The sequence below is a fragment of the Curtobacterium flaccumfaciens UCD-AKU genome, from assembly GCF_000349565.1.
GTDB lineage: Bacteria > Actinomycetota > Actinomycetes > Actinomycetales > Microbacteriaceae > Curtobacterium > Curtobacterium poinsettiae.
The window spans coordinates 10,858-11,222 of the sequence record NZ_KB714625.1 but is presented as its reverse complement, the minus strand read 5'-3'; the positions used below and the strand labels follow the sequence as shown (position 1 = coordinate 11,222).

The following is a 365-nucleotide window of genomic DNA, read 5'->3' as shown; positions in this document are numbered from 1 at the left end:
CCTCGACGAGCCCACCGCCGCACTCGGTGTCGCGCAGACCGCCGAGGTCCTGAACCTCGTCGAACGCCTGCGCGAGCGCGGCCTCGGCGTCGTGCTCATCAGCCACAACCTCGCGGACGTGCAGGCCGTCGCCGACCGGGTCGCGGTCCTGCGGCTCGGGCGCAACAACGGCACGTTCCGCATCGACGACGTCTCCTACGAGGAGATCATCGCGGCCATCACCGGCGCCACCGACAACGCCGTCACCCGTCGCGCCGCCGCCCGGACCGAGCAGGAGACCAGCGCATGAGCAAGACCGACGAGACCCTCACCGCGGCGACCCCGACCCCCTCGGCGGCCGACCTGCAGGACGAGCGGCTCCTGCG

Annotated in this window: 1 pseudogene; it reads left to right on the top strand. The window is 72.9% G+C overall.

Annotation, left to right across the window (positions count from 1 at the left end):
• Positions 1 to 289, top strand: a pseudogene (locus H489_RS29980) (sugar ABC transporter ATP-binding protein); the annotation flags it as partial.
• Positions 290 to 365 lie beyond the last annotated feature (76 nt).